This window comes from Eubacterium multiforme (assembly GCF_030813415.1).
In the GTDB taxonomy this organism is placed as follows: Bacteria; Bacillota; Clostridia; order Clostridiales; family Clostridiaceae; genus Clostridium; species Clostridium multiforme.
The window spans coordinates 1-26,028 of sequence record NZ_JAUSUF010000002.1 but is presented as its reverse complement, the minus strand read 5'-3'; the positions used below and the strand labels follow the sequence as shown (position 1 = coordinate 26,028).

At 29.0% G+C, this 26,028-nt stretch carries 25 protein-coding genes and 1 riboswitch; all 25 genes read right to left on the bottom strand.

Annotated elements, in window-relative coordinates:
* Positions 1-85 precede the first annotated feature (85 nt).
* A complete protein-coding gene (gene pknB, locus J2S18_RS04085; RefSeq protein ID WP_307483599.1) occupies positions 86-2,146 on the bottom strand; it encodes a Stk1 family PASTA domain-containing Ser/Thr kinase in 2,061 nt (686 codons plus the stop codon).
* Positions 2,143-2,862 (bottom strand): Stp1/IreP family PP2C-type Ser/Thr phosphatase, encoded by a 720-nt coding sequence (locus J2S18_RS04080; protein ID WP_307483596.1) that lies wholly within the window; start codon positions 2,860-2,862, stop codon positions 2,143-2,145. Before J2S18_RS04080 ends, pknB begins: the two co-directional genes overlap by 4 nt.
* Before the next feature lie 11 nt (positions 2,863-2,873).
* Positions 2,874-3,905 carry a dual-specificity RNA methyltransferase RlmN gene (gene rlmN, locus J2S18_RS04075; RefSeq protein WP_307483593.1) on the bottom strand — a complete coding sequence of 344 codons (1,032 nt, stop codon included), beginning with the start codon at positions 3,903-3,905 and terminating at the stop codon, positions 2,874-2,876.
* Between the two features lie 15 nt (positions 3,906-3,920).
* Entirely contained in the window at positions 3,921-5,234 is a 1,314-nt protein-coding gene (rsmB, locus tag J2S18_RS04070) for a 16S rRNA (cytosine(967)-C(5))-methyltransferase RsmB (RefSeq protein WP_307483590.1), read from the bottom strand.
* A 23-nt stretch (positions 5,235-5,257) separates the two neighbouring features.
* Positions 5,258-5,950, bottom strand: a complete 693-nt coding sequence (locus tag J2S18_RS04065; protein WP_307483587.1) for a zinc metallopeptidase — start codon at positions 5,948-5,950, stop codon at positions 5,258-5,260.
* A 14-nt stretch (positions 5,951-5,964) separates the two neighbouring features.
* Entirely contained in the window at positions 5,965-6,894 is a 930-nt protein-coding gene (gene fmt / locus J2S18_RS04060; protein ID WP_307483584.1) for a methionyl-tRNA formyltransferase, read from the bottom strand.
* Positions 6,895-6,914: 20 nt separating this feature from the next.
* Positions 6,915-7,358 carry a peptide deformylase gene (gene def, locus J2S18_RS04055; RefSeq protein ID WP_307483581.1) on the bottom strand — a complete coding sequence of 148 codons (444 nt, stop codon included), beginning with the start codon at positions 7,356-7,358 and terminating at the stop codon, positions 6,915-6,917.
* Positions 7,359-7,370: 12 nt separating this feature from the next.
* Positions 7,371-9,566 carry a primosomal protein N' gene (gene priA, locus J2S18_RS04050; protein WP_307484623.1) on the bottom strand — a complete coding sequence of 732 codons (2,196 nt, stop codon included), beginning with the start codon at positions 9,564-9,566 and terminating at the stop codon, positions 7,371-7,373.
* Between the two features lie 53 nt (positions 9,567-9,619).
* Positions 9,620-10,810: a bifunctional phosphopantothenoylcysteine decarboxylase/phosphopantothenate--cysteine ligase CoaBC gene (gene coaBC, locus J2S18_RS04045; RefSeq protein ID WP_307483579.1), complete on the bottom strand. Its 1,191-nt coding sequence runs from the start codon at positions 10,808-10,810 to the stop codon at positions 9,620-9,622.
* 6 nt (positions 10,811-10,816) lie between these two features.
* Positions 10,817-11,038 carry a DNA-directed RNA polymerase subunit omega gene (gene rpoZ, locus J2S18_RS04040; protein WP_307483577.1) on the bottom strand — a complete coding sequence of 74 codons (222 nt, stop codon included), beginning with the start codon at positions 11,036-11,038 and terminating at the stop codon, positions 10,817-10,819.
* Entirely contained in the window at positions 11,019-11,648 is a 630-nt protein-coding gene (gmk, locus tag J2S18_RS04035) for a guanylate kinase (RefSeq protein ID WP_307483576.1), read from the bottom strand. Before gmk ends, rpoZ begins: the two co-directional genes overlap by 20 nt.
* A complete protein-coding gene (gene remA, locus J2S18_RS04030) occupies positions 11,648-11,917 on the bottom strand; it encodes an extracellular matrix/biofilm regulator RemA (protein ID WP_209795308.1) in 270 nt (89 codons plus the stop codon). The genes gmk and remA overlap by 1 nt, the downstream gene beginning before the upstream one ends.
* A 13-nt stretch (positions 11,918-11,930) precedes the next feature.
* Positions 11,931-12,812, bottom strand: coding sequence for a YicC/YloC family endoribonuclease (locus tag J2S18_RS04025; protein ID WP_307483573.1), 882 nt, complete (start codon positions 12,810-12,812; stop codon positions 11,931-11,933).
* 144 nt (positions 12,813-12,956) lie between these two features.
* On the bottom strand, positions 12,957-14,321 hold the full coding sequence (locus J2S18_RS04020) for an NCS2 family permease (RefSeq protein WP_307483570.1): 1,365 nt from the start codon (positions 14,319-14,321) through the stop codon (positions 12,957-12,959).
* A 77-nt stretch (positions 14,322-14,398) separates the two neighbouring features.
* A riboswitch (purine riboswitch) is annotated at positions 14,399-14,498 on the bottom strand.
* Positions 14,499-14,597: 99 nt separating this feature from the next.
* Positions 14,598-15,590 (bottom strand): asparaginase, encoded by a 993-nt coding sequence (locus J2S18_RS04015; RefSeq protein ID WP_307483567.1) that lies wholly within the window; start codon positions 15,588-15,590, stop codon positions 14,598-14,600.
* A gap of 208 nt (positions 15,591-15,798) precedes the next feature.
* Positions 15,799-16,191 carry a PBECR3 domain-containing polyvalent protein gene (locus J2S18_RS04010; protein WP_307483565.1) on the bottom strand — a complete coding sequence of 131 codons (393 nt, stop codon included), beginning with the start codon at positions 16,189-16,191 and terminating at the stop codon, positions 15,799-15,801.
* 133 nt (positions 16,192-16,324) lie between these two features.
* Positions 16,325-17,800 carry a stage IV sporulation protein A gene (gene spoIVA / locus J2S18_RS04005; RefSeq protein WP_307483562.1) on the bottom strand — a complete coding sequence of 492 codons (1,476 nt, stop codon included), beginning with the start codon at positions 17,798-17,800 and terminating at the stop codon, positions 16,325-16,327.
* 199 nt (positions 17,801-17,999) lie between these two features.
* Positions 18,000-18,992, bottom strand: coding sequence for an NAD(P)H-dependent glycerol-3-phosphate dehydrogenase (locus tag J2S18_RS04000; protein ID WP_307483559.1), 993 nt, complete (start codon positions 18,990-18,992; stop codon positions 18,000-18,002).
* Positions 18,993-18,994: 2 nt separating this feature from the next.
* Positions 18,995-20,311 (bottom strand): ribosome biogenesis GTPase Der, encoded by a 1,317-nt coding sequence (gene der / locus J2S18_RS03995; protein WP_307483557.1) that lies wholly within the window; start codon positions 20,309-20,311, stop codon positions 18,995-18,997.
* Between the two features lie 338 nt (positions 20,312-20,649).
* On the bottom strand, positions 20,650-21,306 hold the full coding sequence (gene phoU, locus J2S18_RS03990) for a phosphate signaling complex protein PhoU (protein WP_307483555.1): 657 nt from the start codon (positions 21,304-21,306) through the stop codon (positions 20,650-20,652).
* Between the two features lie 25 nt (positions 21,307-21,331).
* Positions 21,332-22,081: a phosphate ABC transporter ATP-binding protein PstB gene (gene pstB, locus J2S18_RS03985; RefSeq protein ID WP_307483553.1), complete on the bottom strand. Its 750-nt coding sequence runs from the start codon at positions 22,079-22,081 to the stop codon at positions 21,332-21,334.
* A gap of 9 nt (positions 22,082-22,090) precedes the next feature.
* Positions 22,091-22,975, bottom strand: coding sequence for a phosphate ABC transporter permease PstA (pstA, locus tag J2S18_RS03980; protein ID WP_307483552.1), 885 nt, complete (start codon positions 22,973-22,975; stop codon positions 22,091-22,093).
* A 1-nt stretch (position 22,976) separates the two neighbouring features.
* Entirely contained in the window at positions 22,977-23,867 is an 891-nt protein-coding gene (gene pstC, locus J2S18_RS03975) for a phosphate ABC transporter permease subunit PstC (RefSeq protein ID WP_307483549.1), read from the bottom strand.
* A 28-nt stretch (positions 23,868-23,895) separates the two neighbouring features.
* Positions 23,896-24,771, bottom strand: a complete 876-nt coding sequence (locus tag J2S18_RS03970; RefSeq protein WP_307483546.1) for a phosphate ABC transporter substrate-binding protein — start codon at positions 24,769-24,771, stop codon at positions 23,896-23,898.
* A gap of 333 nt (positions 24,772-25,104) precedes the next feature.
* Positions 25,105-26,028 (bottom strand): aminotransferase class V-fold PLP-dependent enzyme (locus tag J2S18_RS03965; protein ID WP_307483544.1); only part of this gene is annotated, 924 nt, incomplete at its 5' end.

The following is a 26,028-nucleotide window of genomic DNA, read 5'->3' as shown; positions in this document are numbered from 1 at the left end:
ATTAATATATACTGAAATAAAAAAAGTGCACCTAAAATATTATTATAGTCTAACATTTAAGATACACTTAATTTTTGTTTATTTTTTATTTATTCTTTTTAGATTTATTATTTGAAGATGTATCATTGTTATTGTTTCCACTACCACTATTTTGATTTCCATCAACTTCATTATCATTTGTCTTATCTGGTTCAGTCTTAATTGTTACTGTTGTATTCTTTGAATTAACCTTATTAGGAGTCCAATATTTAACCTTATCATCACCTTTCCCTGTAATTGAAACACTAGTTATCCCTGCATTTTTCAATACTTTTACAGCTTCATTTCCTGTCATATTGGTATCTATAAGATTTCCAACATCAACATTAAATTCTTCTTCATAATTTCCAACTTTAATAGTAATACTTGATCCCTTATTAACTTTTGATCCAGCTGAAACTGTTTGTTCTAATACTTTACCATTTGAACCCTTATCAGTTGTTTTCTTACTCTCAACAGTAACACTTAATCCAGCATTTGAAAGTTTTGCTTTTGCATCATTTTCTGACATTCCTATTACTGAAGGAACTTCAATAGTTGTAACTTTTTGACCTTTACTTACAACTAATGTAACAGATGTATCTTTTGATACTTCTTCTCCACTCTTTGGTGATTGTGATATTACTTGACCCTTTTGGATACTATCACTATATTCTTCATCTACATTTATGTTTGTTATTCCTACAGCTTCTAATTTTGCCTTTGCATCGCTTAAAGAATCTTCAACTACATTTGGAAGTTTTACTTTTTCTCCCCCACTTATTGTAACTTCAACTGTTGTTCCTTTATCAACGGATTCACCAGCTTTAGGGTTTGATTCAATAATTGTTCCCTTCTTTTCATCACTTTTTACTTCCTTTGCCTTAACTACATTAAGACCTACACTACTTGCTTCCTTTTGTGCTTCATCCATTGTCATTCCAACAAAGTTAGGAACAGTTACTTTTTTAGAACCTTTATTGTTTCCAAAAATAGAATATGCTCCAAATCCTAAAAGAGCTATAACAGCAACTGCAATAATTCCTATTATTATACCCTTAAGATTTTTTTTGCCTTTTTTAGGTTTCTTTTTCTTATCTAAATCCTCTTCGTCCTCATCATAATAATCATCATCGTCATAATAATCGTCATCATCATAATATTCATCATCCGCTAGACCATCATCTAAATCATCATTATCATTTTTTGTAACAATTGGTTCTTTTACAGGACTCATTATGATTGTATGCTCTGCAGTAACATCATTCTCATTTGTTTCTTTATTTTTTGCTTCACCTATTTTAGCATTAGGATTTTCTTTTATCTTTTCAAGATCTGAAATTAAATCTTTAACATCTTGATATCTCTTATCAGCATCTTTTTCCATACATTTTAAAACTACTTCATTTAAACTATCTGGAATTTTGCTATTTATATTTTTTGGTGGGACAACTGCTTCTTGAAGATGCTTTAAAGCTATGGTTACAGGAGAATCTGCTTCAAAAGGCACTTTTCCTGTTAGCATTTCATAAATTACAACTCCTAAAGAGTATATGTCTGTTCTATTATTAATAAAGCTTCCTCTTGCTTGTTCAGGTGAAAAATAATGTGCTGAGCCTAAAATAGTACTTGTATTTGTTAAAGTTGCAGAGTCAGAAGATTTTGCAATACCAAAATCAGTTACCTTCACTAATCCATCTTCAGTAACTAATATGTTTTGAGGTTTTATGTCTCTATGAATTATATTATTTCTATGGGCACAATCTAAAGCTTTTGCTACTTGAAGTGCAATTGCTATAGTCGTTTCATAATTCACTTTACCAAATTCACCAATAACTTCCTTAAGAGTTTTTCCATTTACAAATTCCATTACAATGTAATTTGTTTCTCCTTGAGTTCCTACATCAAGAACATTAACTATATTGTTATCAGATAGTTTTGCAATAGCTGTAGCTTCTTTTTTGAATTTATTTACTATTTCTTCGTTATCTGCATATTCATCTTTTAATATTTTAACTGCAACATATCTATTTAGCTTATTATCTCTAGCTTTATAGACGATAGCCATTCCGCCTTCGCCAACTTTTTCAATTAGCTCATATCTATCCCCTAATATTTCCCCATTCATATTATCTCTCCTCCAAACAACATTACTGTAATATTATCTCTGCCTCCATTTTCATTAGCTTCATTTACTAATTTTTCACAGGCAAGTTTATTATCTTTTTCTATGTTTAATACATTAATTATTTCATCTACTGATACTTCATTTGTAAGTCCATCTGAACATATTAAATATCTATCATACTCGCCTTTTGTAAACTTAAATATGTCAACATCCACTTCTTCACCTGTTCCAACAGCCCTTGTTATAATATTTTTGTTTGGATGATTCATAGCCTCTGTTTCAGATATGCTTCCTGCATCCAAAAGTTGTTGAACTAAAGAGTGGTCTTTTGTTAGTTTGTATATTTTATTATTTTTTATTCCAAAGCAGGAACTATCTCCTACATTTGCTACTATCACTTTATTATTATAACATAAACAAGCAGTTATTGTTGTTCCCATTCCACTTAACTTATCATCATCCTTTGAATGATTATAAATTTCTAAATTAACATATTTTATTGCTTCTTCAAGAACATCATCATCAAATTTATTTATATTCTCATTTATAAATCTTATGACATTATCTACTGCCATTTTACTTGCCACTTCTCCTGCATTATGTCCACCCATGCCATCTGCAACTATATATATACTATATAATTCACACTCAAAATAGCCTAAATTATCTTCATTAAATTTTCTTTTTATTCCAACATCGCTTTTATATCCTACCATATAATTTCCCCCTAACCTTGGGATTTAATATAACTTCTTCTCAATTGACCACATGCCGCATTAATATCACTACCCATTTCTCTTCTAACTGTAGCTTCAATTCCTCTATCTTTTAATATTTCAGCAAAAGCCTCTATTGCTTTATTAGAAGATCTTTTAAATGAATTTTCTTTAACTTCATTAACAGGTATTAAATTAACATGACAAAGCATTCCTTTTAATAATTGACCTAATGCTTTAGCATCTTCTTTACCATCATTAATATCTTTAACTAAGGCATATTCAAAAGTTACTCTTCTGTTTGTCTTATTAATATAATAATCACAGGCCTCTAAAATTTCTTTTATTGAATATTTATTAGCTATAGGCATTATCTGTCTTCTCTTTTCATCACTAAATGCATGTAATGAAATTGCAAGAGTTATAGTCATTCCTTCATCTGCTAATTCATAAATTTTAGGTACTAATCCACAAGTTGATAATGTTATATGTCTTTGACCTATATTAAAACCATATTCGGCATTAACTTCTTTTAAGAATTTTAAAACATTATCATAATTATCAAGTGGTTCTCCACTACCCATTAAAACAATATTTGATATTCTCTCTCCTAAAACTTTTTGAGCTATCATTATTTGAGAAAGTATTTCTCCTGAAGATAAATCTCTAACCCTACCATCTATTGTTGATGCACAGAATTTACATCCCATTCTGCATCCAACTTGAGTTGAAATACATATTGTATTTCCATGTTTATATTTCATAATTACACACTCTATTAAATTTCCATCTTTAAGTGCTAAAAGTAACTTTCTTGTATCATCATCTGATGATTTGAATTCATGAACTACTTTAGGAATAATAATTTCAAAGTTTTCACTTAACTTCTCCTTTAAATTCTTAGGTAGATTTTTCATATCATCAAAATTCCATACATTTTTATAAATCCAAGAAAATACTTGTTTTGATCTAAATGCACTTTCTCCATTTTCTTTTAGCCACAATGAAAATTCTTCTAAAGTATAATCTAATAAGTTTTTCATATTTTTTTCTCCTACTTAGATTTTCTTAAGTTTAGCTATAAAGAAACCATCCATATATTCATTTGGTAATACTGTAAGCATTCCATTTTCATATATTAAATTTTCACCTTTACCTATAAATATTTTTTCTAATTTACAGTTTTTATGCTTATTTAAGAACCATTCTATATTCTTTTCATTTTCTTCTTTATTTAAAGTACATGTTGAATACACTATAGTTCCACCATCTCTTAAATATTGCCAAGCATTTTCCATAATTTTTCTTTGAACATCAATTATTTCTTTAAGATCTTCACGACTTTTATTCCATTTTATTTCTGGCTTTCTCTTTATTATTCCAAGTCCTGAACAAGGAACGTCTAATAATATTTTATCGCTAATTCCTACAAGGTCTACATTTATCTTTGTAGCATCCATCTCTTTAAGAGTTACATTTTCTATTCCTAATCTATCACAGTTTTCTTTAATTAAACTTAGTTTGTTTTCATGTAAATCAAAGGCTAATATTTTCCCAGTGTTTTCAAGAAGCTCTGCTATATGAGTTGTCTTTCCTCCAGGTGCACTACATAAATCTAATACTGTATCTTCTTTTTTTACTTCTAAAATAGGAGCAACTAACATTGCACTTTCATCTTGGACAGTAATTTTACCTTCATTAAATACATTATTATTCTCTACATTTTTTCCACCTTTTATAGAGATAGCTTCAGGACATATATATCCTTCTTCTACATTATAACCATTTTTTTCTAACTCTTCAAACACTTCATCAAAGTCACCTTTTAAAGAATTAACTCTAACTGTAACCTTAGGTGTCATATTTAATCCATTTAAAATCTTTATAGTTTCTTCTTCTCCATATTGTTTTATAAACAATCTTATAAGCCATGGTTCAAAGGAATAAATATATGATAATTCATATATTCTATTTTTAAATTTTAAATTACTTTCTCCTTTTTTACCATAGGTTCTTAAAATACCATTAACTAGTTTACCTGATTTTTCAGATATTTTCTTAGCTTCTTCTACAGCTTCATTACATGCAGCATAGCTTGGAACCTTATCTAAGAATTTTAATTGATATAGAGCCATTCTTAATATATTTAATATTCTTTTATCCATTATTTTTATATCTCTAACGAAGGATTCTATAAGAATATCTAAACTTCTCTTTCTTCTTATAGTTCCATAAACTATTTCTGTTACTAAAGCCTTGTCTTTATCACTTAAATCTGAACCATTAAGTTCATTTGATAAGACTAAATTTGAGTAGGCACCTTCATTAAAAACTCTATTTAGTACCTTTAAAGCTATGCTTCTACTATTCATAAAATACCTCTTCTTTCAGTTTTTTAATCTCTATTATTATTACTGATTGCTAATAATCTTAATAATTGTGCAATTGCCATTAATGCTGATGCAATATATGTCATGGCAGCTGCTCCTAATACTTTTTTTGCTCCGTTAACTTCATCTCCATATAATATACCTCTTCCTTCTAGTACATTAATGGCTCTTTTAGATGCATTAAATTCTACTGGAAGTGTTACTAATTGAAATACTACTACTCCTGAAAATAATAGTATTCCTAAATTAAGAAATAAACTACTTCCCATAAAAATTCCTACAATAAATAAAATCCAAGAAATACTTGATCCAAAATTTACAATTGGAACAATTGAATTTCTTAATCTAAGTGGTTTGTATGCTTCTTTATCCTGTATTGCATGCCCTACTTCATGAGCTGCAATTCCAGCAGATGCAATTGATGTCCCGCTATAAACTTCTGGAGATAATCTTAAAACTTTTTGACTTGGATCATAATGATCTCCAAGTTTTGTATTAACTACCTCAATATTTACAAAGGAAAGTCCAGCTTCATTTAACATCATCCTTGCAACCTGCTCTCCTGTATATCCATTTCTTGTCCTTACATTTTTATATTTATTGTATGTTGAACTAATTTTTGCTTGAGCCCATATACTAATTAAAAGGGCAGGTAATAATATAAGCATCGTCTTATCAAAATAAAATGGATAGTACATAAAACATCTCTCCTTTATTTACCTAAAATAAATTCTTTGTTAACTTCATGACCATTTATATATTCTTTAACTGTTAATGGTTTAGAATTTGGAAATTGCATCTTCTTAATTAAAAGAACACCTTCTCCTGTTGACACTTCTATTCCATCTTTTGAAACATTTATTATCTTTCCACACTCTTCTTTGCTATCTTTATTTAATACCTTGCTTTCAAAAATCTTCATAGTGCTTCCATCATATAAAGTATGGGCAATTGGCCAAGGATTTAATCCTCTAATCATATTATTAATTTCTTTAGCACTTTTATTCCAATTTATTTCAGCCATTTTTTTATTAAGCATTTTTGCGTAAAAAGTTTCTTCTGTTTGCTTTTCTGGAGTTATAGTTCCATTAATTACACCTTCAATAGTATCTACTAATAACTTTCCGCCTCTTTCTTTAAGAATGTCATAAAGTTCTCCTGCTGTCATATCTTCTGTAATTTCTACTTCATCTTTTAAAAGCATGTCTCCAGTATCTAATCCAACATCCATAAGCATAGTTGTATTTCCTGATACTTTTTCTCCATTCATTATTGCCCAATTTATAGGAGCTGCACCTCTATACATTGGAAGAATTGAACCATGTAAATTTATACATCCATACTTTGGAATATCCAAAACTTCCTTTGTAAGAATTTGACCAAAGGCTACAACTATAATAAAGTCTGGTTTCATTTCTTTAAGAATTTCAATCATTTCTTTGTCATCTTTAAGTTTTTCTGGTTGATAAATTTTAATATCATGCTTTAAAGCTTCTTCTTTAACTTCTGAAAAAGCTAATTTTTTTCCTCTTCCCTTAGGTCTATCAGGTTGAGTAAATACTGCTTCTACTCCATATTTATTTATTAATTCCTTTAATGATGGAACTGCAAAATCTGGAGTTCCCATAAATACTATCTTCAAAAGTATTCCTCCTTTTTATGTTATATTGCTCTGTCTATAAATAAAACACCATCTAAGTGGTCATTTTCATGTAAAACAGCTCTTGCAAGTAATTCTTCTGCTTCTAAAATGAATTCTTCTCCCTTTTCATTTAAAGCTTTTACTTTAACATAATTAGCTCTATCTACATCCTTGCATTCTCCTGGTATGCTAAGACATCCTTCTTCTCCAATTTGACTTCCACTTGTTTCAAGTATTTCTGGATTTATAAATACTCTTATTCCTTCACCATCATAAACATCTATAACAAAAATTCTTTTAAGTATTCCAACTTGAGGAGCTGCAAGTCCAACGCCATCAGCTTCGTACATAGTTTCTATCATATCATTTATTAATGTTATTGTTCTATTATCTATTTTATCAATAGCCCTACTTTTCTTTCTTAAAATTTCGTCGCCTTCAATTCTTATATTTCTAATTGCCATAATAAATTCCTCCTATAATAAATTGTTTGGATTAATATCAATATTTATTCTTATTTCATTATATACACTCTTGTTCATTTCATAAAGTCTATCTTTAATTTTTTTGGCTAATTCATCTGTTATTTTACCTTTAATTAAAATTTGCCATCTATATTTATCCTTTATTTTTCCTACTATACATTGAGTAGGTCCTAAAATATTTATTTCATCATTTAATATTTTTTTTATTTCTTCCCCTAAAGAGTTCATAAATTTTTTTAATTTTTCTTCCTCTTTTGAAATTCCTCTTATTAATAATATTTTTCCAAAGGGTGGATATCCCATATTCTTTCTTATTCCAATTTCTTCTTTAAACATATCTTTATAATCATTGTTAACTACATATTTTAAACTAGGATGATCTGGATTATAAGTTTGAATAATAACCTTACCTTCCTTATCTCCTCTACCAGCTCTTCCTGCAACTTGAGTAATTAATTGAAATGTTCTCTCTCCTGCTCTATAATCTGGTATATTAAGGGACATATCAGCAGCTAATACTCCAACTAAAGTAATTCCTTTAAAATCTAAACCTTTAGTTATCATTTGAGTTCCTATTAAAATATCTGCTTCCCCATTTTTAAAGGAATTATATATTCTTTCATAAGAATCCTTACTTCTTGTAGTATCTGCATCCATCCTAAGAATTCTTGCATCTTTAAAATATTTTTTAACTTCATTTTCTACCTTTTCAGTTCCAGCACCAAAAAACTTAACATATTTACTTTTACATTTTGGGCATACTTTAACTTGCTTTTCTGTTCTTCCACAATAGTGGCAAACTAAATATCCGTTTTTATGATATGTCATTGCAATATCACATTTATCACATTTAAAGACATATCCACAGCTTCTACAAGATATAAAGGTAGAAAAACCTCTTCTATTTAAGAATAATATAATTTGTTCTTTTTTGTCTAAAGCTTCCTTCATTTCTTTATAAAGTTTTCTTGAAAACATAGAAAGATTTTTAACCTTTAATTCTTCTCTCATATCCACTATTTCCATAGTTGGGAGAGGCTTATTATCTATTCTATTATTAAGTTCTATTAGTTCAAGCTTTGAAACCATAGCATCTGCAAAACTTTCAACAGATGGAGTTGCAGATCCTAATATATATTTACATCCCTTTATAACACTTAAAAATTCTGCTACATCTTTCGTATTATATTTAGGGTTATGTTCTGATTTATATGTTCCTTCATGTTCTTCATCAATAATTATTAATCCTAAATTGTTTACTGGTAAAAATATTGCACTTCTAGCTCCAACTACCAATCTACAATTTCCTTCTTTAACTCTATACCATTCATCAAATCTTTCACCTTCTGAAAGCTTACTATGAAATAGAGCTACATCCTCTCCAAACCTACCTTTAAATCTTTCAATCATCTGCGGTGTTAGAGATATTTCAGGAACTAAAACAATAGCTCCTTCTCCTTTATTTAAGGCTTTTTGTACTAGATTCATATATATTTCTGTTTTTCCTGAACCTGTTACTCCCTTTAAAAGTATTCCTTTTTTATCTGTATTTTCAATTTTTATTATTGCTTTTCTTTGTTCTTCTGTTAATTCCTTTAAATTATCTTCTTCATAAACTCTTTTATTAAATCTATGAACTACCTTTTCTTCTACCTCTAAAAATTCTTTTTCTATAGATTTATTTATCACATATGTAGAGAATCCATATTCCTTTGAAAGTTCTGCCTTTGAAAATATGCTATCATTTTCTTTAATAAATTCTATTAATTTATTATATTTATCTTTATTTTTAAAATCCTCATCTAATTCCTTTAAAAACTTAATAACATTTTTCTTTTTACTTTTAAGACCTTTAGTAAGTCCTGTAGGTATTAATACCCTTATTGCATCTATATACTTACAAAGGGTCTTTGTCCTTAGAAATTCTATTAATAGTAAATCTTCCTTTGTTAAAATAGGTTCTTCATCACATAAATTAAGTATATTTTTTAATTTATAATTATCATTAAATTCAGTTGAAAGAGAGATAACAAATCCTTCTGTAGGTTTACTTTTAATGCCAAAAGGAACCTTAACTCTATGTCCTACACTTATTGAAGGAATAAGTTCATCTTTAACTTTATAAGTAAATGGTTTATCTATATCTACAGCATCACTATTTACAATTACTTCAGCATACAGTTCCATTTTCATAAGTTCACCCTTTCATAAATTTTCTAAATAATAGAAGAAAGCGCATATTAGCGCTTTCCACAAATAATATCAAACAAATTACTAGCTACTTCTCTTTTGCTCATTATATCAAGTTCCTTTACAGAACCCTCTTTTGAAATTACAAAAACTTTATTTTGATCACTTCCAAAACCAGTTTCTTTTGATGTAATATCATTTGCTATAATATAATCAAGATTTTTTCTACTTAATTTGCCTTTTGCATTTTCTATCAAATTGCTACTTTCGGCTGCAAATCCAACTAATACTTGTTTTTCCTTTTTTTCTCCAAGTTCCTTTAATATATCTACATCTCTTGTAAGTTCTATATTTAAATTTCCTTCACCTTTTTTAATCTTTTCACTGCTGTATTCCTTTGGTTTATAATCTGCAACAGCAGCAGATTTAACAACAATATCAGATGAAGAATAATTTTCAAGGACAGCTTTCCTCATTTCTGAGTTAGTTTCTACTTCAATAACCTTTATTCCATGAGGTTTATCTATATTTTTAGCTCCAGTTACAAGTACAACTTCAGCTCCTCTATCTCTAGCTTCTTTTGCAATTGCATATCCCATCTTTCCAGTAGATCTATTTGTAATAAATCTAACAGGGTCTATATTAGCTCTAGTTGGTCCTGCTGTTACAAGAACCTTTTTAGATACTAAGTCTTTAACAGGATGAAGGGCTGTTAATACATTTTGGAATATAACCTCTGGTTTTGGTAATTTACCTTTTCCTATATCACCACAAGCAAGCCTTCCAGAATCTGGTTCAATAAATTCATATCCATATTCTTTTAACTTTTTAATATTTTCTTGAACTATTTTGTTTTCATACATATTTGTGTTCATTGCAGGTGCAAATATGACCTTTGCTTTAGTTGCCATAATAGTTGTTGAAAGCATATCATCTGCAATTCCATTTGCAACTTTGCCAATTATATTTGCAGTAGCTGGTGCAATAAGCATTACATCAGCCTTTTGAGCAAGGCTTATATGCTGAATCTCAAAAGCCTTAGGCTCTGCAAACATATCTGTTATAACCATATTTTGACTCATTGATTGAAATGTTAAAGGAGTAACAAATTCAGTAGCTGATTTTGTCATTATAACTCTAACTTCAATACCTTTTTTACGAAGGGAACTTACAACATCTAAAGCCTTATAAACTGCAATTCCTCCGCAAACTCCTAATACAACACATTTATCCTTATACATTATATATTATTTTCCTTCTTCACATTCAGGTATTTCATAACCTACTTTACCTTCATTTACTTCATTTATTGCTATTGTTAAAGGCTTTTGTGAATCTATTTTTATAAGTGGTTCACTTCCTCCAATTATTTGTCTAGCTCTTTTTGAAGTTACAATGACTAATGAATATCTGTCTTCTACCTTTTTTAATAATTCCACTACTGATGGATTAATCATAGAGTTGTTCATGTATAAAGCCCTCCTTAGAATCTATAATTTTATTTTTCATTCTATCTACTCTACATTTTTCTGCTGTTATTATTGCTTCAAGCTTTGAAACAGCAATGTCGATTTCGTCATTTACTACAGCATAATTATATTTTGAAATATAATTTATTTCTTTATATGCTGACTTAAATCTTCTCATTAATGATTCTGGCGTTTCGCTTCCTCTTTTAATGATTCTTTGTTTTAATTCTTCCATTGATGGTGGAAGTATAAAAATAAATATACCTTCTTCACAGTTTTCTTTAACTTTTAATGCTCCTTGTATATCTATTTCAAGTATTACATCCCTTCCCTCATTTAGCATCTTTTGAACGCTAGATTTTGGTGTTCCATAATAATTTCCATAAACTTCTGCATGTTCTAAGAAATCTCCCTCTTCAACTTTTTGAAGAAATTGTTCCTTAGTTGTAAAGAAATAATTTACTCCCTCTACTTCACCAACTCTTGGATCTCTAGTTGTTGCTGAAACTGATAAATATATGTCTTTATGTTTTTCTAATAATGCCTTACATATTGTTCCCTTACCAGCTCCTGATGGACCTGATATAACTAATAAAACGCCTTTTTTCATTATTCCTCTACCTCATCTTCATGATCATCTTTACTTGATAATCTATGAGCTACTGTTTCAGGTTGAACTGCTGATAAAATTACATGGTCACTATCTGTTATAATAACTGCCCTTGTTCTTCTTCCATAAGTTGCATCGATAAGCATTCCTCTGTCTCTTGCTTCTTGTATTATTCTTTTTATTGGTGCAGATTCAGGACTTACAATAGCAACTAATCTATTAGCTGATACGATATTTCCAAAGCCAATGTTTATTAATTTAATACCCATGTTTCTCCTCCTACTATTCTATATTTTGAACTTGTTCTCTAATCTTTTCGATTATATTTTTTATGTCAATGACTATATTAGTCATTTTCATATCATTTGATTTAGAAGCTATAGTATTTGCTTCCCTATTCATTTCTTGAACAATAAAGTCAAGTTTTCTACCTATTGGTTCATTTAAATCTAAAGTACTTCTCATTTGAGATATATGACTTCTAAGTCTTATGATTTCTTCATCAACAGTAGCTTTATCAGCAAAAATTGCAATTTCAGTTGCAATCCTGTTTTCATCTATTTCAATTCCTTTAGTTAGCTCTTTTAATCTTTCTTCTAACTTTAATTTATATTGTTTTGGAATTACATCTGCAATTTCTTCTATATTAAAAACAAGTTCCTCAATTACTTGAAGCTTTCCTAATATATCTTCTTTAAGTTTTTCACCTTCTCGAGCTCTCATCTCAACCATTTTATCAAGAGAATCCTCTATTAATGTTTTTATTTCTTCAAAAACTTCATCAATATTTTCTTCTTTTTCTTCTATAGAGATAACATCAGGAAATCTTGCTATTTTAGTTGCTGTAGCATCATTTTCAATTGAAAGTTCTTCTGCTATTTTATTTAAACATTCAAAATAGCTTTTAGCTAATTCTTCATTAACCTTTGCAACTTCTCCTCCATTTGAAAAGTTTTTTAAATTTATATAAACATCAACTTTTCCTCTATTTAATCTTGCACTTATTAATTTACGAATCTTTTCTTCTAAAGGAAAAATTGACTTTGGCATTCTAATGTTCATATCTAAATATCTATGATTTACACTTTTCATTTCAACAGAAAAAAGTCTTTCTCTTCCTTCTTCACTTCTAGCTCTTCCAAAACTAGTCATACTTTTAACCATTATTTTCCCTCCTTACCATAAAGCTTAAATTTATTATTAAATACATATTATTTTAGTAACAAAATAAAGTCAATGGTTTGTTAACATATTGTTTACAATTAAACATAAAAAAAGACTGCCTTTTTGGCAGCCTTAATAATTTTATTATAAGAAAAATAATTTAAATAAAAATATACAAGTAAGAACTATCATTACTATAGATATTTTTTTCTTCTCTTCTTTATTTCTTACAAAGAAAATATTATATAAAACATTTATAAATACATAAGATAATACACCTAAAGTTAATCCATCACCTATACTATAAGTTAAAGGCATTGCAACTATTGTTATAAATGCAGGAAATCCTTCTGTTATTTCATGAAAATCAATATTTTTAACAGCTCCAAGCATTAAATAACCAACATATATAAGTGCTGGTGCAGTTGCACAGGCTGGAATTGCTACAAAAATAGGTGAAAAGAACATTGCAATTAAAAATAACATTCCTGTTGTTATTGATGTCCACCCAGTTCTTCCTCCTGCGGCAACACCTGTTGAACTTTCAACAAAAGTTGTTACAGTAGATACTCCAATGCAAGCTCCCACAGTTGTTCCAACTGCATCAACTAATAATGCTTTACCTACATTTGGTATATTTCCATCTTTATCTAACATTCCAGCCCTTGATGATACTCCAACTAATGTTCCAATAGTATCAAAGAAATCAACAAATAAAAATGTACAAACTATTGTTATAAAACTCCATATTGTACTTGGGTGTAACATATAATGAAAATCAATTTTCCCTGCAATTGGTGCTATACTTTCAAATTTTATAATTCCATTTGGTAAAAATATTCCAAGAGCCTTTGCATATTCAGGATCAAACATTGCATAACCCCATGCCATTAAAGTTGAAACAACAATTCCAAATAATATTGAAGCTTTAACTCCTTTTTTATCTAATATTGCAATTACTATAACTCCAACAGAAGCTATAAGAACTGTTGGTGTAGAAAAATGTCCTAATGATAAATATGTATCTGGATTTGCAACAACTATCTTACTTCCTGTAAGTCCTATAAATGCTATAAATAATCCTATACCTGCTGTAACTGCATATTTCATATTCATTGGTATAGCTTTAACTACAACTTGACGAACTTTAAATAGTGACATAAGTATAAATATAATTCCTTCAACGAATACAGCAGTCAGTGCAATTTCCCATGATATTCCTTGTCCTATAACTACTGAAAAAGCAAAATAAGCATTAAGCCCCATACCTGATGCTAAAGCAAAAGGTAAATTTGCAAATACGCCCATTAAGATTGTTGCAATAGCTGCCGATAAACAAGTTGCTGTAACTAATGCACCTTGATCCATTCCAGTAGCTCCTAATATACTTGGATTTACAGCTATTATGTAAGCCATCGTTAAAAATGTAGTTATACCTGCAATAATTTCTTTCTTGAAATTAACATTCTTATTTTCAAGAATTTCAAAAAATCTTTTTTCTTCTCTCATCTCTTTCCCCCCACAGAATAAAAAAAGTCATTATGAGCACCTTAATAGATAACTCATAATGACTTTTTTTGAATTTATTATTCAAATAGTCTTCTCATAGTCAGATATTTACGGTATCTGGTAGAAACTAGTGGTCCATATTCCCACTATTATATGAGTTACGCTCTTTCAATTACTATTTTAGTAATAAATCCGAATATTGTCAACACATTATTGTATTATTATTTTAACCTGTATGAATGTTTTTTATTTTATGAATTAAGTTCATTCATATTATTAATTGTGTTCATATAATCCTTCTTCAAATAAACCTCTTATTTCATCTATTGTTTTACCTGAATTTATTGCAACTAAAAGTTCTATTCTAGCTTTTTGTCCTGGCATAGTATCACCAAATATTACTCCAAGATTCATAAGGTGCTTTCCACCACCTTCATAGCCATAGCTTTCAAAAACTCTTCCTTCAAAACATCTAGATACAAGAACAACAGGTATATTTTTTTCTATAGCTCTTTTAATACCTGGAACTACTGTAGGAGGAACATTGCCTCTTCCCATACCTTCTATTACAATTCCTTTAAATCCTTTTTCTAGTGCAAAATCTATAAAGGATGAATCCATTCCTGAAACACATTTTATAAGTGCTACATCTTTATCCATATTTTTTGGAGATAATTTTTCTCCCTTTTTACCTTTTCTATAAAATATAACTTGATTATTATCAACTATTCCAACAGGTCCAAAATTAGGAGTTCTAAAAGCATTTAAAGCCATTGAATTTGCCTTTGTAACTTCTCTTGCATCATTTAATTCTCCATTAAAGCAAACGATTACTCCTCTTTCTCTTGATTGGTCTGCTATTGCAGTACAAATTGATGTAGCCAAATTAAATGGTCCATCATATCCAAGTTCTGAGCTACTTCTCATTGCTCCTGTTATAACTATAGGTTTTTTAGTCTTAACAGTTAAATCTAAAAAGTACGCTGTTTCTTCCAAACTGTCTGTTCCATGAGTTACAACTATTCCTGAAATATCTTCCCTGTCTGCCAGTTCTTGTACAAATTTTGATAATTCAAGCATAATTTGTGGAGTAACATGTGGAGATGGAAGAGATGAAAAATTATAATTTATAATTTCGGCATAATCTTCTATACCAGTTACCATAGCCATAATTTCTTCTCCACTAAGACTTGGAACTGCTGCCTTTATTCTTTCATCCACCTTCATTGATATTGTTCCACCATTAAATACAACTGCAACTTTCTTCATAATATCTTCCTCCTAGTTATCTTTTGTAATAAAAAGAACTTTTGGGATCTTCCCAAAAGTCTTTAAATAATTTTTGGTAGGTCGGCGTATCCTACATCTCTGTTTACTAATTTTATTAGCGCGTGAGGAGCCCTTGCTCACCTCAAAAACTTTCATACACTGTTATTATACATACATAATCAAATATTTTTCAAGGAAATATTAGTATTTATACTGCTTCTTTTAAGCTTCCACTATATAATTTATTTTTCATTTTGCTTTTAGTTACTGGATACATACTAGAAACATAAATATATTTTTTATCTATATCCACTTCTAAAATAAGCATTATATAAGCATCTATTTTCTTTACAAGTTCTAATGCCCCATCTTTATTTTTTCTTTTATTCATTCCTATAAAATCTGGTTTTATTATTATTCTCTCCATCATTACCTTTAAATTATCCTTTATATTTCTTGTAAGCTGCTTTCCGTGTTTCTTTTTTATATGCTTTAATACCCCTGGTGAAGCATAGACATTACCATAAAAATCAAATCCTACCTTGTCCGCTATCTCTTTATCTATTGCCCCAACTTTCTTATAAGTTTTGTATTTATTCATCATAATACCTCACCATGCCTTTTTGTATTATATTTTTAAAGTATATATTATTATTATATGTTCTTTATTTTGAATATAACCCAATAATAAATAAAAGGCTAGTATAATGATAAACAAAATACTAGCCTACTATTTATAGGATTATACAGATTAATCCTCCATTACCCTCATTTATTATTTTTTGAAGTGTTTTTTGTATTTTTACTTGAACATCCTCTGGCATTTTATAAAGTTTATTTTGAAGCCCTTCTTTAACTAAAACTTCTAATGATTTTCCAAACATATTACTTTGCCAAAGCATTGTTGGATCATTTTCAAATTGTTCTAGTAAAGATTTAACTAAGTCTTCTGACTCTTTTTCTGATCCCATTATAGGGCTTATTTCTGTTTGAATATTAGCTTTAATAAAATGTAGTGATGGTGCACTGGCTTTTAATTTAACTCCATATTGAGAACCATGCTTAACTATTTCAGGTTCCTCAAATTTCATTTCTTTAAGTTGAGGTGCAACTAATCCGTATCCTGTCTCATTAACATCATTTAAAGCATCTTTAACTTTATCATATTCTTTTTTTGCACAATTTAATTCTTTAATTATGGAAAGAAGATCATTGTCTGATCCAACTTCTAATTCACATATTTCACTTAATACCTTATAAAATATTCCATCTTTAGGCTTCATTATAACATTAGCAGTTCCAATACCTAGGTCTATTTCTTTTATAAATGTATCACCTAAAAATTCTTCCTCTAAATTATCAAGAGAAATTTTTATATCTCTTACTTTTGATATGTTTTTGCTCATCCCTTTTATTATGTTAAAGAAATCTTTTTTAAGCCAATGTTCAACTTCTAGTTTTTCAAGCCACTCTGGCATATCAATATTAACTTCTTTTACTGGAAATTCTCTAAGAACGTTTTTAAATAAATTCTCTATATCATCCTCATTCATATTGGCTATGTCCATTATTTGAACTTCAACATTATACTTTTCTTCCATTTCTTTTTTTACTTCTTGTGTTTCCTTAGAATTTGCTCTTGCGCTATTAAGTACTACTACAAATGGCTTATTTATTGACTGTAATTCAGATATTACCCTCTCTTCTGCCTCAATATAATCTTCTCTCTTAAGTCCAGTTATACTTCCATCTGTAGTTATAACTAAACCAATTGTTGAATGGTCTGTTATAACCTTTCTAGTTCCTATTTCAGCTGCATCTTCAAATGGAATTTCATAATCATACCATGGAGTATTAACCATCTTAGGATTTTCTCCCTCAATATAGCCTAAAGCCTCCTTTACTATATATCCTACACAATCAACCATTCTAACTTTAAATTTTATTTCATCTTCAATGTTTATTTCAATAGCTTCATTTGGAACAAACTTTGGTTCTGTAGTATGAATCATCTTTCCTGAGCCACTTTGTGGTAATTCATCCTTAGCTCTCTCTTTTTTAAACTCATTTTCTATCTTTGGTATTACCATAAGGTCCATAAATTTTTTAATAAATGTTGATTTTCCTGTTCTTACAGGGCCAACAACTCCTACATATATGTCACCTTGGGTTCTTTCTGATATATCTTTATAGATTTTAAAATTGTCCAAGAAATTACCTCCTAACTATTTATAACAATATATATATATTCGGAAGTTCAAAATTATATACTATTTTATATAATTATTTTGCACTTAGAAAAATTTTTAGTATCTATAAATTTTTAAATAATTGTATTTTTTATTATGATTAATAAAAAAATAAAAAAAAAGATGACATAACTAAAAATTATATCACCTTTATATGTTATTAATGAGTTTCATTTTTCTTTTCTCTAAGCATAAGTTCATTAACTACTTCTCTTGGATTTTTACCTTCAAATAATACATCATATAATGCATCAGTAATTGGCATACTAACTCCAATTTCTTTATTTAATTCATGGAAAGCCTTACAAGCTTTAACGCCTTCAACTACCATTCCTACTTCTTCTAATGCTTCATCTAATGATGCACCTTTTCCTATAAGAATACCTGCTCTTCTATTTCTTGAATGCATTGAGGTACAAGTAACTATTAAATCACCCATTCCTGTAAGTCCAAAAAATGTTTCAGCTTTTCCACCAAGTGCCATTCCAACTCTTGATATTTCCTTCATTCCTCTAGTCATAAGGGCTGCTTTTGAATTATCTCCATAGCCAACACCGTCACCAATACCTGCAGCTAATGCAATAATATTTTTAACAGCTCCTCCTATTTCAACTCCAACTATATCTTCATTTGTATACACTCTAAGGGTTGGTGTCATAAATAATTCTTGAACCTTTTCTGCATACTTCATATTGTTTGAAGTTGAAACTAAAGTAGTTGGAAGTTTAATTGCAACTTCCTCTGCATGACTTGGACCTGAAAGTATTACTACAGGGTTTGGAAGTTCATCTTCTATAACCTTTGATAATCTTTTATTAGTTGTAGGTTCAATTCCTTTAGCTATTGATATTATAACTACATCTTCTTTAATTTTTCCTTTTAAGGATTTAGTAACATCTCTTATTACATGAGAAGGAACTGCTAAAACTAAATAGTCCACTCCTTCTATTGCCTCATCTATATTATTAAAGGCTGTAATATTTTCTGGAATATGTAAGTCTTTAATATATTTATCATTTTTTCTGTTTTCATTAATGTCTCTGCAAACATTAATATCTCTATCAAATATATTTACTTTATTACCTTTTTGGCTAAGCTGCACTGCTAATGCTGTACCAAAACTTCCTCCTCCAATAAATGCTACTTTACTCATAATTACATTTTCCTTTCTCTATACTCTATTTGTATACCTGTTCCTTCAAAATCAAAACTTTGTCTTAATTGGTTTTCTAAATATCTTTGATATGAAAAATGTGTTGCATTTGCGTCATTTACAAAGAAAATGAACTTAGGTGGTCTTGCTGCAACTTGAGTTGCATAATAAATTTTCATTCTCTTTAATCCTACAATTGGTGGCTCCTTCATAAGTACAGCTCTATTTATTACATCATTTAAAACACCAGTTGATATTCTCTTTGAATAATTGTCATAACACATCTTTGCAGTTGTTAAGATTTTATTAGTTCTTTGTCCTGTAAGGGCTGATATAAACACATAAGGTGCATAGCTTAAGAACTTAAGTTCACCTTGAAGTTCCTTCTTTAACTTATCTAAAGTTTTATCATCTTTTTCTATAAGATCCCACTTATTAACAACAACCATAATAGCCTTATTAAGTTCATGTGCATATCCTATTATCTTTTCATCCTGCTCTGTTACACCTTCTTGTGCATCTATCATTAAGATACAAACATCTGCTCTTTCAATAGCTGTATAAGTTCTTATAACGCTATATCTTTCAATTTCTTCTTTTACTTTACTCTTTCTTCTAAGACCTGCTGTATCTATTAGAATAAATTTACCTTCTTCTGTTTCTAAATAAGAGTCAATAGCATCCCTTGTTGTTCCTGGAACATTTGAAACTATTACTCTATCTTCTCCTAGAAGTTTATTTATAAGGGATGATTTACCTACATTTGGCTTTCCAACCATAGCTATTCTTATATATTCATCCTCTACTTCTTCTAAACATGCAGGGTCAAAATTCTTAACAACTTCATCTAGCATATCTCCAAGACCTAAACCTTGAGCTGCTGATATTGTAATAGGGTCTCCTATTCCTAAGTTATAAAATTCCCAAGCATTTTCTTCTTCTTTTAGTGAATCAACCTTGTTAACTACAAGAACTACTGGCTTTTTGCTTTTTCTAAGCATTGTAGCTACTTCTTTATCAGCTGGTGTTAATCCTTCTTTACCATCAACTATAAATACTATAACATCTGCTGTTTCTATTGCTATATTTGCTTGTCTTCTCATTTGTTTAACTATGATATCATCTCTTTCAGGTTCTATACCACCTGTATCTATCATTGTAAAATTATAATTAAGCCAATCTGCTTCTGCATATACTCTGTCTCTTGTAACTCCTGGTGTATCTTCAACTATAGAAATTCTCTTTCCTGCTAATCTATTAAATAATGTAGATTTACCAACATTTGGTCTTCCTACCATTGCGACAATCGGTTTTCCCATTATTGTTCCTCCTTATTGTAATTATTTTTAATTTTTTATTATTTTATACCTATAAGTCTATCTATATCCTTTTATTTCATATTTGTCAACGTAACAAAGTTACATTTTAAAAATAATAGAATTCTTTTGCAATACTTATTATAAAATATATTTTTTATTGAATTTTTGATGTTTCCATTTTTCTGCACTATAACTAGTGTATCTTTTGTTATATTACATTAATATACTTTGTTAGTCAATAAAACTCATTAAAAACAAAGTATTTCTCTATTGTAAAATAATATAATTAAAATATTCAATAACAAAAACCACACTACCTTTATAGCGTGGTTTTTAAATTATTCATTTAAATCTACATACTTGCCTTTTTTACTAAATATTATCCATTCACAAATATTTGTTACATGATCCCCAATCCTTTCTAAATATTTACTTACAAATAATAATTTAGTTCCTACATCAATTTTGCTTTCATCATTTTTTATATACGTTAAAGTTTCTTTAAATACTTCCTTATATATAGAATCTATTTCATCATCTAATTTACATATATTATAGGCTCCATCTACATCCCTATTATCATATGCCTTTAAAGCTAATGTTATCATATTTTGAATTTTTTCTTCCATAAGCCAAAGTTTTTTTGCTTCAGATATATAAGTTTTCACTTCAACATCCCTTGCAATTTTACATATATCAACTGCATGGTCTGCCATTCTTTCTAAGTCTGTAACTATTTTAGATGCGGTAAATACTCTCCTTAAATCTTTTGCAACTGGCTGTTCTGTTGCAATAAACTTAATACATTCCTCTTCAATTAATTTTTGAAGGAGATCTACCTTATCATCATTTTTTATAATTTTATCTGCTAATGTAGTATCTCTATCCTTTAAAGCTAACATACTATCATTTAACTGTTCTTTAACTAAATTTGCCATCTTGTTTAAATTGCTATTTATACTATTTATTCTAAATTTTTGAGATTCCCTTATCAAAAAAATCACCTCTTAATTATTTTTATTAACCAAATCTTCCTGTAATATAATCCTCTGTCCTTTTATCTTTTGGTCTATAAAATATATCTTCTGTCTTTCCATACTCTATAATTTCACCATTTAAGAAAAATGCTGTTTTATCAGCTATTCTTCCTGCTTGCTGCATATTATGAGTAACTATTATAACAGTATAATCCCTTTTTAATTCATGAATTAATTCCTCTACCTTATTAGTTGAAATTGGATCAAGGGCTGATGTTGGTTCATCCATAAGTATTACTTCTGGTGAAACTGCAAGAGTTCTTGCAATGCAAAGTCTTTGCTGCTGCCCTCCTGATAATCCCATTGCACTTTTTTTAAGTCTATCCTTAGTTTCCTCAAAAAGTGCTGCTCCTTTTAAACTTTTTTCTACTATCTCATCTAATTTTTTCTTATCTTTAACCCCATGTATCCTTGGTCCATAAGCAACATTATCATATATAGACATTGGAAATGGATTTGGCTTTTGAAAAACCATACCTATTCTTTTTCTAAGATTAATCTCATCATAATCATCAAAAATATTATTTCCTTCAAATAATACTTCTCCCTCTATTTTTACTGACTCTATAAGATCATTCATTCTATTTATTGTCCTTAAAAAAGTTGATTTACCACAGCCTGATGGACCTATAAGGGCTATAACTTCATTTTTATTAAACTTTATATTTATATCTTTAAGAGCTTTATTTGTTCCATAGTAAAGATTTAAATTTCTAGTTTCTATTATACTCATAGTTTCTTCCTACTCCCCACTATATGATTTTAGCATTCTATTTCCTATTAATTTTGCTAATAAGTTAAATAATAAAACCATTATTATTAAAACTGCTGCTGTTCCATTTGCAATATTTGCAGCATCTGGCACAACACCTTCTGAATTTAATTTCCATATATGAACTGCCAAAGTTTCTGCTGGTCTAAAAAGTGAAAAAGCTGAATTACTTCCTGTTAAACTTATATTATTAAAATTTAAACTTCCAGAACTTAACCCTGCTGTATATAAAAATGCTGCAGCTTCACCAAATATTCTTCCAGATGATAGTATTATTCCAGTTAAAATATCCTTCATAGCCACTTTAAGGGTTACTTTCATTATAGTCTGCCATTTCGTAGCACCAATACCTAATGAAGCTTCCTTAACCATTTTAGAGGCATTTCTTATTGCATTTTCTGATATTCTTGTCATTGATGGTATATTTAAAATACTTACTGATAAAGCACCTGCAATTATTGAATATCCAAAACCTAAGAAATTAACAAATATTAAAAGTCCAAACATTCCAATTACTATAGAAGGTAAAGAGGACATAGTTTCAAGAGATAATCTTATTATATTTAATATGATACCTTCCTTAGCATATTCAGCTAAATATATTCCAGCCCCTATTCCTATTGGTACTGTTATTAATAATGAAATAACTAGCATATAAAGTGAATTAAAAATTTGTGGACCAATTCCTCCACCTGCTCTTGTTAAAGTAGGCTTTCCAAAAATAAATGAAGGAGTTAACATTCCAAAACCTTTATATAAAATATAAATAAGAAATGTACCAAGTATAATAACTACAAAGGCAGCTATTAAATAAAATACTCCAGTTGCTATCTTATCTATTTTTTTTGCATCCATTTTAATTAACTCCTCCTTTTTCAATTCTTCTAACTACTAATATAAAAATAAATGATATTACTAATAATATTAAAGCTAATGTCCATAAAGCATCATTCCAAGCTGATCCACTTACTGTGTTTGCCATATCCATTGTTAGGATACTAGTTAAAGTGGCAGCAGATGATGTTAAACTAGTTGGAATTTTAATAGCATTTCCAATTACCATTTGAACTGCAAGGGCTTCTCCAAAAGCTCTTGCTATTCCAAGTACAACTCCTGTAAGTATTCCAGATTTTGCTCCCTTTACTATAACATTTTTAATTGTTTGCCACCTTGTTGCTCCAAGTCCATAAGAAGCCTCTATATGCTCCCTTGGTATTCCTTTAATTGCATCTATAGAAAGAGTTGCTATAGTTGGAAGAATCATAAGAGATAAAACTAATATTCCTGCCAAAAGTGAAAATCCCATTCCACCAAAATTATCTTTTAAAAATGGAACTAAAACTGAAACTCCAATCCATCCATATACTACAGATGGTATTCCAACTAATATTTCAAGGGATGGTTTAATTATATTTTCTCCAAAGCCTTTAGAAATAACATTAACAAATACACCTAAAGCAATTGCAACTGGAGCACTTAAAAGGACTGCTCCTAAAGATACAAAGGTTGAACCTAATATAAATGCAAAAGCACCAAAGCCTTTAGGATTCCCTGCTGGGTTCCAATTATTCGTAAATAAAAATTGTGTTAACCCATACTCCCCTTTAGTAAATATTTTTATACCCTTTGAACCTATAAATAATATTATAAGTATTGTAATTAATATTATTAATATCCCACAAAAACTTGAAAACCCTTTTCCTAAATGTTCATTAAAAAACCTTTCCTTAAAACTTCTTTTTTTCACATTTATCATTCCTATCTATATTTCATAGTTATTTTTTAATTTCATTTCCAGGAATTAATCCAAGGTTATTAATACTATCCATATTTTCTTTACTTCCTACAAAATCAATAAATTCTTTTGAAAGGCCTGTTGCTTCTCCTTTAGTATACATATGTCCCCATGACCAAAAATCATATTTACCATTTTTTATATTTTCTGAATCAGGGGTAACTCCATTTATTTTTACTAAATCTAATGCATTCTTAGCCTCATTATTATTCATATAAGAAAGAGCTATATAGCTTATTGCACCTTTATTTTGTTTCATGGCATTTATAACTGCTCCATTACTATCTTGAAGAGCACCTATTGAATCATTTTCTAACTTTTTGTTACCATCTAAAACTTTTTCTATAAATGTTGCTCTTGTTCCTGAAGAAGCTGGTCTATGAATAACTAATATTTCCATATCCTTTCCTCCAACCTCTTTCCAATTTTTAATTTTTCCTGAAAATATATTTTGAATTTGTTTTTTAGTTAAACTTTTTACTTCTGTTTCTTTATTGACAACAACTCCAAAACCTTGTGCTACAACTTTATGATCTACTAATTTTTTTGCATCATCTTTTGATAATTTTTCTTCTGCAAATACATCTGAATTCCCGATATTTACTGATCCCTCTAATACTTGAGTTAATCCTGTACCAGAACCACCTGCTTGTGCATTAATTGTATTTCCTGGCTTTACTTCATTAAATTTTTCTATTGATTGTTCCATTAATGGTAAAAGAGCTGAAGAGCCACTTATTGTAATTGTTTCTCCACTTTGTTTAGAAGCTTCTTTACCTCCACAACCTACTAATAATCCTCCCATTGCACTTATTAATAATGTAGTTACAAGAATTTTAAGATTTTTATTTTTCATATTCAATCTCCTCCACAAAATAATTTAATGAATTTGTTATCTACACCTTTATATTATCTTTTGAAAGTTAAGGGATTATTATTCAAAGGTTAAATCAAAGAGCAAATTAGTTAAATAAATTTAACATTTTTATTTAAATTCACAGTTTAATAGGAATATTTTAATAATTTTAAATTAGCACTTACCTAAAGTACAGCAAAAAAAGAAGACTACTTTTAAAGATAAATTTATCTATTAAAAATAGTCTTCTATAAATCACTAATCCATGTTCATTTTATTTTATAATTTATATTTTTAGGGATATTTACTTTTTTTAGCTTTTTATAAAAAATTTTATTCTTCTATTAAATCTAAAGCTTGTTTTAAGTCAGCAATTATATCTTCAGCAGTTTCAAGACCAACTGATAATCTAATTAATCCATCACTAATTCCAGCTGCTTCTCTTTCTTCTTTTGTATATGGTGAGTGAGTCATTGATGCTGGATGTTGAATTAATGTTTCAGTATCTCCTAAACTTACAGCTAATGTTGCAAGTTTAACATTATTCATTACTGTCTTTCCTCCATCTACTCCGCCCTTTACTTCAAAGGATATCATAGCACCTGGTAAATCCATTTGTTTCTTAGCTAAATCGTGATATTCAAAACTCTTAAGTCCTGGATAGTAAACCTTTTCAACCATTGGATGATCTTCTAAGAATTCAGCTACTTGCATTGCATTTTCACAATGTTTCTTCATTCTAATTTCTAATGTCTTCATTCCTCTTATAATTAAGAAGGCATCAAAAGCACTCATAACTGAACCTGTCATATCTTTTATTCCTTGTAATTTAACGTTTGTTATAAATTCTTTATTACCTACTACAAATCCAGCAACAACATCTCCATGTCCATTTATATATTTAGTTGCTGAATGAACTACTACATCTGCTCCATGTTCTAAAGGTCTTTGAATATATGGAGTACAGAATGTATTATCTACAAAAACCAAACAGTCTTTTACTTCGTGAGCAATCTTTGATATTTTTTCAATATCTGTTACTTTTAAAGTTGGGTTTGCAGGTGTTTCTAGATAAACCACTCTAGTATTTGGTCTCATAGCTTTTTTAACTTCTTCTTCATTACTAATATCTACAAAAGTTACGTCTATTCCAAACTTTGTTATTCCATGATTTAATAATGCAAATGTACAACCATAAAGTGTATCTGATGCAATTACATGATCTCCTGCCTTTAAAGCTGTCCATAGTGCTGATGA